The sequence below is a fragment of the Specibacter sp. AOP5-B1-6 genome, from assembly GCF_052376555.1.
Classification (GTDB): domain Bacteria; phylum Actinomycetota; class Actinomycetes; order Actinomycetales; family Micrococcaceae; genus Specibacter.
Genome location: NZ_JBQSVT010000026.1, coordinates 21,187 through 35,045, shown reverse-complemented (window position 1 = coordinate 35,045; position 13,859 = coordinate 21,187). Strand labels below are relative to the sequence as shown.

Genomic DNA, 13,859 nt, shown 5'->3' with positions numbered 1-13,859 from the left:
GCGACCCTCACCTCACATATAGGAGACACGCCCTAGCCAGGTCATCGAAGACGATCAGTGCGGCGGGAAAGAACTCCCGCAACGCCGAACGCAGGCGCAAGACGTGGCGGGTCCGTTCCCAGATCAGGTTCTGGTGCGCGCGGGCCGCGAGCTTCACGCCTTCGGCCAGGGCCGTGTCGCCAGCGATCGGGCGGTGATGGGCCCGGTCCAGGCGGACGAGCTCTGCCAACAGGTGGGCGTCGGCCCGGTCTGACTTGGCGCCCGACATCGAGTGCCTGTCGCGGTAACGCGACGCCATCCTTGGGTTGATCGCGAACACCTCGTAGCCGGCCGCGACCAGCGACGCGACCCAGGCTCCCCGGTCGGTTTCGATCCCGACGACCACCGGCGGCCAGGCGGCTGGATCACCGTCTGGTTCGCCCAGGTGATGGGCGATCAGCTCGTGCAGTTGCGTGATCCCTGCCAGTCCTTCCGGCAGGCGTTTGCGGGCCAGGACCTTGCCGTCCTCGTCGATGATCTCGACGTCGTGGTGGTCCTCGGCCCAGTCGTCCCCGACGAACAACATGGTGTGTCTCCCCGTTCTCGACTATCCGCTCCGACAGCAGCAGTGAGGGAACTCCCAGCGATCTCATGGCCACAGTGCTCACCCAAACCCGCGGGGGCACGACATCCCAGTAGCGGTCACTGTCCCCTCACGATGGGCGGGCACACGGTCTGCCGCCAGGCCTTCCATGGCCAGATGAGAAACGCGAGTGCTGACCCGCCCATCGCTACCGGAACCAAGCCTGACACTCGACCGACAGGCCCGGTAGAACCCATGAGTTGAGGACGTTCTGATCGCGGGTAGCCCGCCCGTTCCGCTCTAGCCTCTGCGGACGAGGATGAACCCGTCCCATCCCTTTACGCCGACAGTTTGGAGCACAGTGGCGGTCAGGTCGGGATTAGCGGCGATGGCATCGACGACAGCACGGACGCCTCGAACCGAGCCATCTTGCGATGCATACCCCTACAGGGTACACCTATTCGAACCACGATCCGGCAGGGTCTATTCCCGGGGCGGGTCGGTCAGCCTCCAAGACATGCGGTGCCTGCGTCGGCGGCGGGGCCGGACGCCGGGCCCGACCGCCCCCGTCGAAGCAGTACGCCCTCCGACCCATCGGGTCGGAGGGCGTACTCGTGCCTGAGCGGTCAGGCCAATGGCTCCAGGGTGCCGAGCACCTCGTTGAAGGCCTCGGTGCTGGACGGGTGGGTCCAGATCCCGTCGCGCAGGTCGGAGACCTTGGCGCCCAGCCGGATGGCCAGGGCGACCATGTTGACCAGCTCCTGGGAGTCGATGGAGAAGATCGTCGCGCCGAGGATCTCTTGGCTGTCGGCGTCGACGAACAGCTTGAACAGGCCGTGGGTCTCGCCGACGATCTTCGGCCGGGGCATGGCGGCGATCTTCGCCACCTCCTTCTTCGCCATCAGGACGTTGCGGCCGGACTTGCGGGCCTGGGTCTCGTCCATGCCCACCATCGACAGCGGCGGGGTGATGAAGGTGGTGTTCGGCACCGCCACGCGGTCGCTGCGGCGGCGCGTGCCCTGGCCCATCACCGCGTCCCACACGATGCGGTTGTCGTCCAGCGAGACGTAGGTGAACTGCGGGCCGCCGTTGACGTCGCCCACCGCGTACACACCGGGGACGCTGGTCTGCAGCTGGTCGTCCACGACGACGAAGCCCCGCTCGTCCACCTCGATGCCGGCGGCCTCCAGGCCCAGCTCGCCGGTGACCGGCACGCGTCCGGCGGCCACCAGCACGGCCTCGGCCGCGAAATCGCCCTTGGTGGTGTGCACCACGGCGTGTGTGCCGTCGTCGTCCAGCGACGTGGGCCGGACGCCCTGCTCGATGGTGACGCCCATGTCGAGCAGGGTCTGCCTCACGGCCTCGGCCACGTCCCGGTCGACGCGGGGAAGGAGCTCCTCGCCGCGGTCGAGGATGGTGACCTTGGAGCCGAAGTGGGTGAACATGCTAGCGAACTCCAGCCCAATGAAGCCGCCGCCCACGATCACCAGCCGTTCGGGCAGCGGGTCGATGTGCTGGATGGTGGTCGAGTCGAACACCCGCGGTGAGTCGAAGCCGGGCAGGTCGACGCGGCGCGAGGTCGCACCGGTGCCGATCACCACGGTCTCGCCGGTGAGCTCCACCTGGCCCTCGGCGGTGTCGACGACGACCGTCCGCGGGCCGGTGAACCGGGCGGTGCCGTCCACCAGGGTGACGCCCGGCTTCTCCAGCATCTGGTGGTTCGCGGCGTTGAGCGTGCCGATCAGCGCGTCGCGGCCGGCGACGGCGGTGCGGAAGAACTCCTGCGGGTCGTCGGAGTCGCGACGCTCCTCGGCCGAGACGACGAGGTCCTTGGTCGGCACGCAGCCGATGTTGATACAGGTGCCGCCGTACATCTCGGGCGAGCGCTCCACCAGCGCCACGGTCTTGCCGGCGGCCGCGAAGCGCCCCGCCAGGGTCTTGCCTGCCTTGCCCCAGCCGATCACCAGCAGGTCAACGTCCATCATAATTCTCCTTCGCGTAGTCACGCTCTCGCTCGCAACGCTCGCAATCCACGAGGTGCGGGATTTGCCGGTGGGCATCCTTCCAGCGGCGCCGCTGAGATGGAAAGCCAACTGCTGACATCGCTCTGCTGGTCGGAGCCACGGCAGGTTCAACCGGTCGTCGCAACACCGGCTTCTTCCAAGGATCATAGTTGCTCTTCGAAGACCGAGCAATAGTCAAGACCTGTGGATCGGCGTGTCATGCGGCTTGAGCGTCACCTCCTGATTCGTGGGTGGAGGTCTGCTCGTCGTGGCCGTCTGGTCGTTCGACGAGGATGCCGTTCTTGAACGTTGCGCCGGCGCGGACGAGGGCGACGAGGTGGGGCGCGTTCACGGCGCGCCACCTCGTCTGGGCGGACTCGATGAGCTTGAAGGCCATCGCGATTCCGGCGGCTCGGGAGCCGGGTCCCTTCGTGACGCGCTGGCGCAGCCGGACGGTCGCGAACGTGGACTCGATCGGGTTGGTCGTGCGTAGGTGAACCCAGTGCTCGGCGGGGTAGTTGTAGAACTCCAGGAGGACGTCGAGGTCGTCGGCGATCTTCGCGGCGGCCTTGGGCCACTTGGTGCCGTAGTCAGCGACGAACGCCTCCGCAGCACGCTCGGCGTGGTCGCGGTTCTCGGCGTTCCAGATCTCGGCCAGCGCGGCCTTCGCGCCCGGCTGCGCGGACTTCGGCAAGGCGTTGAGGACGTTGGCGATCTTGTGGAACCAGCACCGCTGCTCGCGGGTCTGGGGCCAGATCTCGGCCAGCGCGGCCCAGAACCCGAGCGCCCCGTCGCCGACCGCGAGGACCGGAGCCCGCATCCCGCGGCGCTTGCAGCTGCGGAGCAGGTCGAGCCAGGACTCGGTGGACTCTCGGTGCCCGTCGTCGAGCGCGACCAGCTCCTTCGTGCCGTCAGCACGGACACCGACGATAACCAGCAGACACACCTTGTCCTGCTCCAGGCGGACCTTGAGGTGGATCCCGTCGACCCAGCAGTAGACGAAGTCGGTGCCGGCCAGGGACCGCTGGTTGAACGCCCTGGCTTCGTCTTGCCAGTCCCTTGGCCAGCCGTGTAATCACCGACGCCGACAGGCCGTGGCTGGTGCCGAGGAACTGCTCCAGTGCGGGGGTGAAGTCGCTGCTGGACAGGCCGTGCAGGTACAGCAGCGGCAGCACCTGCGCAACCCGCGGCGCCTTGACCGGGATCGCGCCCGCCGCGGTGGTCACCTCCCGCGGCTCGTGGAAGCCGTTGCGGACCACCAGGCGACGACCCGCCTCGTCGAGCTCGTCGGTGAACTGCTCGACGTAGGCCGCGACCTCGGCCTGCAACGCCGCCGCCAGCATCTGCCGAGCGCCGTCGCCGACGATCTCATCGAGCAGCGACCCACCGGCTGCATGGTTGGACGCCTCGACGTCTTGGACTACCTTCAACATGAGCGCACCTTCCCGAACCAGCGCGCCAACGCCGGTCCTGATCAGAGTTCTGTGACTACAAGATCTTCCTCGGGAAGGTGCGCTCCGTCGCGCTCACCCGCCGAGGGCCATCCACAGGTTCTGATCATTGCTCGTCGGCGAACAGGGTGTCCAGTCGGTCCTTCTGCTTGTCGTTGAGCAGGTCGGCGCCGGTGGACAGGGTCCGGCGGGCGGCATAGAGCGGGTCGCCCTTGCGGCCGCGGTGCCCACAGATGGCCTGCTGAACTCGCCGTCGGCACTCATCGAGCGCCTCGCCAGCGAGGCGCGTGACGTGGAAGGGATCTAGCACGGTCACCACGTCGGGCAGTTCCTCGACGGCGGCGGTCTTGAACCCGGTGAAGCCGTCCATCGCGACCACCTCCACGCCGTCGCGCCACTCCTGCGGGCGGTCGGCCAGCCAGGTCTTGAACGCCTGCTTGGAGCGTCCTTGGACCATGTCCAGCAGCCGTGCCGGGCCGGTGCCATCTCGCACTGGGGTGAGGTCGATGATCACGGTGACGTACCTGTCGCCGCGACGGGTGTGCCTCCACACGTGCTCATCGACCCCGACGACCTTCACCCCCTCGAAGCGGTGCTCCTCGTCGATCAGCACCCGCTTGCCCTCGGCCATAACGGCGTCGTTGGCGGTGTCCCAGGCCACCCCGAGCCCCTCGGCGACCCGAGCCACGCTCAGGTGCTGGACCACGATCCCTTCCAGCGCCCACCGCAGAGCGCGCCGAGACAACTTGGCCCGGGGCTCGGCCGCGGCGGTGGTGTCCTGGCGCCACACATACCCGCAGCCGCTGCAGCGGTAACGGCGCACGACGACCTCCAGCGTCGTGGGCCGCCAGCCCAGTGGTTCGTGGGCAAGCCGTCGGACCACGGTGTCACGTGGTCTCCCTTCGCAGCCGCAGCGCCGGCACCACTGGTCGGGCTCGACCACCTGGCAGGCCAATACGGCACGATCCGGCTCGAGTCGCTGCCCGGTGACAACGAGGCCGAGTTCGTCGAGGCGGCAGAAGGCAGTCAGGTCGGGGCTGGCGAACGCATCAGCGCGCCCGCCGACGGTAGCGTCGTGCACGTCGAGGTCTTTCGGGCTGAGTGTGTAGGAGCTCTCATCCTCGGGAGACCTCGACCCTCACCCCGACACCGACGCGCCGGCCCGCCGCGCGACGTGCGCTACACCCTCATCTGGGAAGAGCCTCCGAACCTACCGGAGTCCGAAAGTACCGCGGTCCGAAACTATCTGATGCGCATCTTCTACAATGAGGATGTGCGTATGCACATGCATACGCACACGCACACTCCTTGGACGCCGTAGCGAGCTTCCGGGCAGACGGTCGCAGACGTCGTCCCCCTGGCTCGTTTCCCCGCCCATCAAAAAATGAACGACCGCGGACTAGCTCGGATCAAGGCGACATCCCCTCAGCATCATGACGCGCTTGTGATGCAACTGAATATAGGAAGCTTAGATATGACGCAACCAGGACAGACCACCACGACTTCGCACGAAGCGATCGATGCGTTCAAGAGAATCGTCGGCGACGAACATGTACTGACCTCTGAGCGTGCCACGATGCCATTCAGCAAAGGCTATCGATTCGGCGGAGGACCAGTCTTCGCCGTGGTGCGCCCCGGCACGCTGGTCGAGATGTGGCGGGCGCTGCAGGTATCCGTCGACAACAACCTCATCGTCATCCCGCAGGCATCGAACACGGGCCTGACTGGTGGATCCGGCCCCGGCTTCCAAGACTACGATCGCCCCATTGTGATCATCTCGACTCACCGCATCGATGAGGTGCACCTCATCAACGACGCGCGCGAGGCGATCTCGCTCGCGGGCACCCCGCTGACACACCTGACCGACGCGCTCGCCAAGCACCAGCGCGAGCCGCACTCGGTGATCGGGTCGACATCAATCGGCGCCTCGGTCATCGGCGGCATCGCGAACAACTCGGGCGGCAGCCAGATTCGCAAGGGTCCGGCATTCACGCGCGAAGCGATCTTCGCCCGCGTCAACGACGACGGCAAGGTCGAGCTGGTCAATCACCTGGGCATCTCGCTCGGAGACGACCCTGAGGTCGCACTCGACCGTCTACAGCGCGGCGAGTGGTCTCCCGAGGATGTCACCCCAGCTCCCGAAGACTCGAACGAGACCGAGTACGCCGAGCACTTGCGCAAGATCGTGCCTTCGCCTGCTCGCTACAATGCGAACCCCGAGTACCTGTTCGAGGCTTCCGGCTCGGCCGGCAAGCTGATGGTGTTCGCGGTGCGCACCCGCACCTTCCCTCGCGAAGTGCACCCGACCGTGTTTTACATCGGCACGAACAACACGCACGAGCTCGAAGAGATCCGTCGGTTGTTCCTCGAAGCCGACATGCCGCTGCCTATCTCTGGTGAGTACATGGGCCGCAGTGCCTTCGACTTGGCCGAGAAGTACGGCAAAGACACCTTCGTCTTCCTGAAGTTAATGAGTCCAGCGCTGCAGACGCGCATGTTCTCGTTCAAGACGTGGGCCAACGGCTTGTTCTCGAAGATTCCCGGCATTGGTCCGACCTTCGCCGACACGGTATCGCAAGCCATGTTCAGCGTGCTGCCCAACCAGCTGCCCAAGCGCATGATGGAGTACCGCAACCGTTTCGAGCATCACCTGCTGCTCACCGTCAGCGAGTCGCAGAAGGCCGCGAGCGAGAAGATGCTCAAGGAGTTCTTCGCAGAGCCCGAGCACACTGGTGAGTTCTTCATCTGCACGTCTGATGAAGAAAAGAGCGCGTCGCTCAACCGGTTCGGCGCGGCCAGTGCCGCCACTCGCTACGCCGCGTTGAAGCGCCGGCACATCGCAGGGCTCATCCCCATCGATGTGGCCCTGCGTCGCGACGATTGGAACTGGCTCGAGGTGCTGCCGGAGGAGATCGACGACCAGCTTGAGGTCAAGGCGTATTACGGGCACTTCTTCTGCCATGTGATGCACCAGGACTATGTCGCCAAGCAGGGCGTGGATCCCGAGGCGCTGCACGACCGCATCCAGCACCTGCTGGAGGAGCGCGGCGCGAAGCTGCCCGCCGAGCACAACTACGGTCGCATCTACAAGCTGCCGGAGTCCATGGAAGAGCACTTCAAGGAGCTCGATCCGACGAATACGTTCAACGCCGGTATCGGCGGCACGTCGCCGCACAAGGACTGGGCCTAAGTCCCCAAGGTAGCGCGACGCCGTGAGAGCCTGAGCGATGTCTTATCCATCTCGGGTGGACCTAGGGCTCGACTCCCTAGGTCCACCGGGACGGATGAGTCGAGACATCGGTCAGAGGCTGGGCAGGCCATAGAATCGCGTGGCGGCGAGGGCCGCGCCCGGTCCGAGAACGGGTCATCGCCTCACGCCGTCAGCTGACCCGCGACGGCCGGCACACCGGCGAAATCCGGCTCATCCGAATCCAGGGTGTAGTCGGGGTCTGAACCCGCCGGTCTCGAGCAGGGATCTGGCGATGTAGTTGGTCAGGTTGCGGAACCCCAGCGCCGAGCCGCGCAGGTGCTCGAGCCTGCCGTTGATCGCCTCGGTGGGCCCGTTGGAGGTGCTGGGCCGGTCGAAGTAGGCCAGGACGTCGGCGGCGCGCTTCTTCAGCGTCCTGCCGAGCTTGGTGATCTCGACCAGGGCCTTGGGGACGCCGGTGCTGATCGAGTCGATGAGCCGGGCCATCAGCTCGCGGCCGTGGCGCCGGTTCTCGTGGCGGTAGGCGGCGATCATGCGCTGGTAGACGCTCCAGGTGACCTCGACCTCGACGTGGGCGTCGTCGGCGAACAGGGTGTCCAGTCGGTCCTTCTGCTTGTCGTTGAGCAGGTCGGCGCCGGTGGACAGGGTCCGGCGGGCGGCATAGAGCGGGTCGCCCTTGCGGCCGCGGTGCCCACAGATGGCCTGCTGAACTCGCCGTCGGCACTCATCGAGCGCCTCGCCAGCGAGGCGCGTGACGTGGAAGGGATCTAGCACGGTCACCACGTCGGGCAGTTCCTCGACGGCGGCGGTCTTGAACCCGGTGAAGCCGTCCATCGCGACCACCTCCACGCCGTCGCGCCACTCCTGCGGGCGGTCGGCCAGCCAGGTCTTGAACGCCTGCTTGGAGCGTCCTTGGACCATGTCCAGCAGCCGTGCCGGGCCGGTGCCATCTCGCACTGGGGTGAGGTCGATGATCACGGTGACGTACCTGTCGCCGCGACGGGTGTGCCTCCACACGTGCTCATCGACCCCGACGACCTTCACCCCCTCGAAGCGGTGCTCCTCGTCGATCAGCACCCGCTTGCCCTCGGCCATAACGGCGTCGTTGGCGGTGTCCCAGGCCACCCCGAGCCCCTCGGCGACCCGAGCCACGCTCAGGTGCTGGACCACGATCCCTTCCAGCGCCCACCGCAGAGCGCGCCGAGACAACTTGGCCCGGGGCTCGGCCGCGGCGGTGGTGTCCTGGCGCCACACATACCCGCAGCCGCTGCAGCGGTAACGGCGCACGACGACCTCCAGCGTCGTGGGCCGCCAGCCCAGTGGTTCGTGGGCAAGCCGTCGGACCACGGTGTCACGTGGTCTCCCTTCGCAGCCGCAGCGCCGGCACCACTGGTCGGGCTCGACCACCTGGCAGGCCAATACGGCACGATCCGGCTCGAGTCGCTGCCCGGTGACAACGAGGCCGAGTTCGTCGAGGCGGCAGAAGGCAGTCAGGTCGGGGCTGGCGAACGCATCAGCGCGCCCGCCGACGGTAGCGTCGTGCACGTCGAGGTCTTTCGGGCTGAGTGTGTAGGAGCTCTCATCCTCGGGAGACCTCGACCCTCACCCCGACACCGACGCGCCGGCCCGCCGCGCGACGTGCGCTACACCCTCATCTGGGAAGAGCCATACAGGCTCTTCACAGATGAGGGTGTAGCGCGTAGTCAAGGATCGAACGGCGTGGCGCTGCCCGGGTAGGCGTCGAGGCCTTCCGATGATGGAAGTTCTCACACTGCCCATCTGGAAGACCTCGACGTGCCTGACGCTACCTTCACCGACCCTGACCTGACCATGTTCTGCCGCTTGAATGAGCTCGGCCTTGAGGCCACCGGTCAGCGCCTCGAGCCCGCCGGTGCGGTCCTGGCCTGTCGAGTCGTCGAACCCGACCGCTGGTGCCGACGCTGTGGCTGTGAAGGAACCGGGCGCGGCACGGTTGTCCGCCGGCTGGCCCACGAGCCGTTGGGGTGGCGTCCGACGACGTTGGAGGTCACGGTCCGCCGCTACCGGTGCACCGGCTGCGGCCACGTGTGGCGCCAAGACACGTCTTTGGCGGCCGAGCCACGCGCGAAGCTCTCCCGGCGAGGGCTGGCGTGGGCGCTGGAGGGCATCGTCATCGCCCACCTGACGGTCGCGCGGGTCGCTGAGGGGCTCGGGGTTGCGTGGAACACCGCCAACGATGCCGTCCTGGCCCAGGGCACACGCGTCCTGATCGAGGACCCGAACCGCTTCGACGGCGTCCGCGTGCTCGGCGTCGACGAGCACGTCTGGCGGCACACACGCAAAGGCGACAAATACGTGACCGTGATCATCGACCTGACCCCGATCCGCGACCGCAGCGGCCCAGCACGACTGCTGGACATGGTCGAGGGCCGCTCCAAGCGAGTCTTCAAGGAGTGGCTCGCCGCTCGCCCTCAGGCATGGCGTGAGGCCATCGAAGTCGTCGCGATGGATGGCTTCACCGGGTTCAAGAGCGCCACCGCCGAGGAACTGCCCGACGCGGCTGCGGTGATGGATCCCTTCCACGTCGTGCGCCTTGCCGGTGATGCCCTCGACCAGTGCCGACGCCGAGTCCAGCAGGAACTGCACGGGCACCGCGGCCGCAAAGACGACCCGCTCTACCGTGCGCGTAGAACGTTGCACACCGGCGCGGGCCTGCTCACCGACAAGCAGCAGACCCGCCTGCAGGAGCTGTTCGTGCTCGAGGAGCACGTGCCCGTCGAGGCGACCTGGGGGATCTACCAGCGGATGATCGCGGCCTACCGCGAGAAGGACCGATCCCTCGGCCGCGCGGCGATGGAGGCGCTCATCGACGCCGTCAGCCAAGACGTCCCCGCCGGGCTGGACGAGTTGCGCAAGCTCGGTCGGACCCTGAAGGCTCGCGCCACCGACGTGCTGGCCTACTTCGAGCGGCCTGGCACCAGCAATGGCCCCACAGAGGCGATCAACGGACGCCTGGAGCACCTGCGCGGCTCGGCCCTGGGCTTCCGCAACCTGACCAACTACATCGCCAGATCCCTGCTCGAGTCCGGCGGATTCAGACCTCAACTACACCCTCATCTGTGAAGAGCCGCTATAGCTCGGGAGCCAAGTTCTAATTTGCGACTTTCTTTGGCGCACATATCGAACGTAGGACTGCTAACAAACCCATCATTAGATGACATTAATAAATTGTCAACCCTGGTCGGATCCAGTGGGGCATGTATCGTGAGGTACAATTTCGGTTGCGTTTTGCTTGAAGTTGCCAAGAGACTTAAGGATCCGAAATTGATCGATGCAGCAATTAAGCACATTAGATACGGGATTAACGATGCACGGCTATCGAAATGGGCCAAAGATGACCCGGTAATCAATAGGGCACTATCCGACAGTCAAACTGAAACCTGCCTTACCGACAATCAAATACAAATATTGCGGAGCCTTATCGCCCCCGGCACTTAGACTTCTCTGCTTGCCGCACGATTACAGTTGAATACTATTCCAATTGAAACATAAAGCATTATATGCTTTTTTCAGCTTTAGTTCCACCACAACCCGCTATCTCCACATTCGCCCACAATGCCTAGAATCTGAACATGTTTCGATCATGCGAATATTTTGAAATATGCAGTCCCTGTATTCCAGGCCACGGGGTGGACCAGCGTCCCGACTGCCGGATTCAGTGCACTGTACATCATGCCGTTGCCGGCGTAGATGCCGACGTGGCCCCAGTGGTTAGGGCCGTCCGGTTTCTGTACAACCAGGTCTCCTGGCAGCGGATTGCTGGTTGGCGTTCCCGCCGTCCACTGTTCCGTGCGTGGCAACGTGATGCCGGCTTTGCCGTAGACCCACTGCACGTAGCCCGAGCAGTCCCAGGCCTTGAATACTGTGCCACCCCAGACGTAGGCTCCACCAACGCCTTCCTGGGCGTAGGCGAGGATTTCCCGCCGGAGCTGGCTCAAGTCAGAGGGCAGCACAGGTTGGGAGGCGCCCGATTTTTCAGGACTGCATGCAGCCGGTGCCGTTGCCATCGCAAACCCGGCCAGAATGGCTGCAGCTTCGGGCTGCCATTTAGCGTACCGCTCCGGAAAAGCTGATCCTTGGACTGCTTGGGCGGCTGAGCCTTTGTCCATCTGTTGCCATCCTTGGATATCCAACAGACCCCGCGGCGATCCCTGGTTGGGACCATGCGGCCCGCCATAAAAAGCTTCGGCGTTGTAGGCCGGTTGCATAAGTTCCTCGACACTCCCCCAACCTGCCGCAGGGCGCTGTTGGGCACTGCCAATAGAGTCATGGTCGCTGCCGACGCCGTCGTGAGGGAATTTCAGGGACTCGGGAACAGATGGGTTGGCCAACATTTGCAGGTTGGATTCTTGGAGACCCATCATCAGGGCAATAACGATGCCGTCATCTGGGACGCCCAGGGCGCGGCCGACAGCAATGTAAGCCTTCGCCACCACAACTTGGGACTCACTGAATATGGCAGGCGTCTGGCTCGGGACCGAGATCGATACCGCCGCACCCGGGCCACTTGCGGCGCCAGTACAGACTGCGGTCGAGCCTTGTGATGCGAAGGCCACCAGAGCGATTGATCCGCAAAATCCCATGACACAACACAGCACCAATGCACTGGCCATCGCTCCAATCAGTCGCAGCGCGGCACGCTTCTTGATCAGTCCCAGGAGGAGCGCCGGGGCTGGCATCAGTAGACGATTCTGTCCGATGACGCGTAGAACGCCACCATTTCACAGCGATCAGCCGGGGCTGTGGCGGCGGGCGGGCAGTTCACCATAACGCTGATGGGCGCCGTATAGCTGTTCGTGCCCGAGGTTGCATGCTCCGTCACAGCCAAGGTCACCGTACAAACATGAAGACCTTCCCACGGCGCGGGATACTGGACAAATTGGGCTAGTTGCGCGTCGCACGTGGAATTCTCAGCCTTGGCCGTGCGATGTCCATGCGCGCCGGTGAGGGACGCATATGCTGCCGCGTTGGTCCCCGTGGCCTCGAACTGATCAGCAAAAACGGTCAAGGGGTTTGAGCCGTCGGGGAGCACGTGCCACCAGGCACGTATCCTTCCGTAGGTTTCCGAATATGTGGCCTCGCGCGTATCCCACGTATAAATGGTGGTGGCAGCTGCTGTAGCCAGTTGGCGGAAGTCCAACGTGACAGGTTCATCGGCTGGAGCAGGCTGCGGATTTGCCGGCGAACTTGTAGCCGGTGACACCGCGGCAGTCGGCGCCGCAAGCGAATGTGAAATCGCGGGTGCACTCGACGGAGCCTGCCTATTTCCTTCAGGCGTCGCCGCTGGGGTTCTGAGCGATAACACCACTGCGATTCCGGCCACAGCCAGAACAGTGACTAGCAAGAGCAGCCAAGCTCGTCGTCGACTTGGCCTGCCCCTTGATGTCAGCCATCTCGTGTTCATGCGTCCACCTCATCGCTGCGTAGCTGCTCAGGCCTTGGTCACTGTGTGGTCCATCAGCGCGGTGGGTGTTTCAATGACGGTGCCTGCCCATGAGGTGCCGGCACGGAGGATTTCTTCGGCCGCCAGGACCAGGTCGCGTACCAATCCAATTTGTACCTTCACGTAGCGCACGCTCACACCAGCCTCTTCGGCGACGCCGGAGACAGCGGCGGCACGGGTCTTCCGGACCACTGCTGGCATGACAATGTCCCTAGCGATGAGCTGGAACAGCGGCGTCGGCAGTGCAGCGACAGTGGCGGTTCGCAGAGCTGCCAGATCGACAATCTGCTGCGGTTCAACGTCCATTGCGTGGCTTATGGTCAGTGCCATCTGGCGCACCACAAAGATCGCGTGCCAGCGAGTCCTGGTCGACGCGTCCTTGGTCATCGCCACGGCAGACTGGTCTTTCCAATCAGACAGACTGGCCAACGCCAGTTCCCAAGTGCGTTCGGGCACATGCGTCTTGACAAGCTGCAAAATTTCCATGACCCAGATGTGGTTGATGGACTGCTCTTCGAGGCGCGTCATCTGGATGTCCATCACCTCGTTGACTTTGGATTCAAATCGCTCATCCAGCGGCACCGTTGACCTGGCAATGCTCCGCCGTGCGTGATGGGCGCACAGGTTGCAGGCGATCCCCTGAACCCAAGCATCAAACTTCACCCCGGGAACCGCTTGGTAGCTTCCCCGAATTGCGCCTCGCCAGGCGGCGAACCGGATGTCCTGCAACACGTCGTCAACGTCCTCGCTGAGCCCAAACCTGCCCAAGTGAATCTTGACGTAGGGCCGAACACCTTCGACAGCCCTCATCAGCTGGTCAGTGGGAATATCGTATTCGGGCGGTCGGATGAGTGAATGTTCCGCCGTGGTGGTGCCAAATGCTTCATAAGTTTTGCTGGCCCTGGGACCCATGATGATCACCGCTTTGTAGATTGCTTGACTATCAAGCGCGACGCCGTTGGGCGCTGCGTGGAAAACCTTGCGGACACCGTTGGTGGCGGCAAGATCGTGCCGGCGGGAGCCGGACCCAGCGGGCTGGGCGTGGTCAACGATCGCGGACAACCCTCGTCAAAATGTAATATTTCTAGTGTGCAAGTATCAAGATAATATTGTCAAGGGGTCAGTCTTACACTGTTGACAACTATGGGGCAGA

Annotated in this window: 6 protein-coding genes and 3 pseudogenes; 2 read left to right on the top strand and 7 right to left on the bottom strand. The window is 64.5% G+C overall.

All coding sequences use genetic code 11. The annotated features are described in order from the left end of the window. Positions 1 to 37: 37 nt before the first annotated feature. The 4 genes and pseudogenes from ACT3TS_RS13445 to ACT3TS_RS13430 form a co-directional block, all read right to left on the bottom strand. Positions 38 to 565 (bottom strand): annotated as a pseudogene (locus ACT3TS_RS13445) (IS110 family transposase); the annotation flags it as partial. A 623-nt stretch (positions 566 to 1,188) separates the two neighbouring features. Beyond that, on the bottom strand, positions 1,189 to 2,547 hold the full coding sequence (locus tag ACT3TS_RS13440) for an FAD-dependent oxidoreductase (protein WP_029153962.1): 1,359 nt from the start codon (positions 2,545 to 2,547) through the stop codon (positions 1,189 to 1,191). Between the two features lie 235 nt (positions 2,548 to 2,782). Continuing rightward, positions 2,783 to 3,998: pseudogene (locus ACT3TS_RS13435) on the bottom strand (IS256 family transposase). A gap of 130 nt (positions 3,999 to 4,128) precedes the next feature. Next, positions 4,129 to 5,097: pseudogene (locus ACT3TS_RS13430) on the bottom strand (ISL3-like element ISPfr3 family transposase); the annotation flags it as partial. 393 nt (positions 5,098 to 5,490) lie between these two features. Between ACT3TS_RS13430 and dld the strand changes: the two are divergent. Continuing rightward, entirely contained in the window at positions 5,491 to 7,206 is a 1,716-nt protein-coding gene (gene dld, locus ACT3TS_RS13425) for a D-lactate dehydrogenase (RefSeq protein ID WP_444532017.1), read from the top strand. A 231-nt stretch (positions 7,207 to 7,437) separates the two neighbouring features. Here the strand turns inward: dld and ACT3TS_RS13420 are convergent, their stop codons facing one another. After that, positions 7,438 to 8,769 (bottom strand): ISL3-like element ISPfr3 family transposase, encoded by a 1,332-nt coding sequence (locus ACT3TS_RS13420; RefSeq protein ID WP_444532016.1) that lies wholly within the window; start codon positions 8,767 to 8,769, stop codon positions 7,438 to 7,440. A gap of 249 nt (positions 8,770 to 9,018) precedes the next feature. Here ACT3TS_RS13420 and ACT3TS_RS13415 point away from each other — a divergent pair, with 249 nt between their 5' ends. Continuing rightward, positions 9,019 to 10,326 carry an ISL3 family transposase gene (locus ACT3TS_RS13415; RefSeq protein WP_444532015.1) on the top strand — a complete coding sequence of 436 codons (1,308 nt, stop codon included), beginning with the start codon at positions 9,019 to 9,021 and terminating at the stop codon, positions 10,324 to 10,326. A 518-nt stretch (positions 10,327 to 10,844) separates the two neighbouring features. Here ACT3TS_RS13415 and ACT3TS_RS13410 read toward each other — a convergent pair. After that, on the bottom strand, positions 10,845 to 11,876 hold the full coding sequence (locus ACT3TS_RS13410) for a C40 family peptidase (protein WP_444532014.1): 1,032 nt from the start codon (positions 11,874 to 11,876) through the stop codon (positions 10,845 to 10,847). 818 nt (positions 11,877 to 12,694) lie between these two features. Then, a complete protein-coding gene (locus ACT3TS_RS13405; protein WP_444532013.1) occupies positions 12,695 to 13,768 on the bottom strand; it encodes a hypothetical protein in 1,074 nt (357 codons plus the stop codon). Positions 13,769 to 13,859 lie beyond the last annotated feature (91 nt).

What these genes read in the sequence shown, in the direction of transcription:
- dld (WP_444532017.1), top strand. Translation starts at nt 5,491, where the DNA reads ATGACGCAACCAGGACAGACCACCACGACTTCGCACGAAGCGATCGAT.
- ACT3TS_RS13440 (WP_029153962.1), bottom strand. Translation starts at nt 2,547, where the DNA reads ATGATGGACGTTGACCTGCTGGTGATCGGCTGGGGCAAGGCAGGCAAG.
- ACT3TS_RS13410 (WP_444532014.1), bottom strand. Translation starts at nt 11,876, where the DNA reads ATGGCCAGTGCATTGGTGCTGTGTTGTGTCATGGGATTTTGCGGATCA.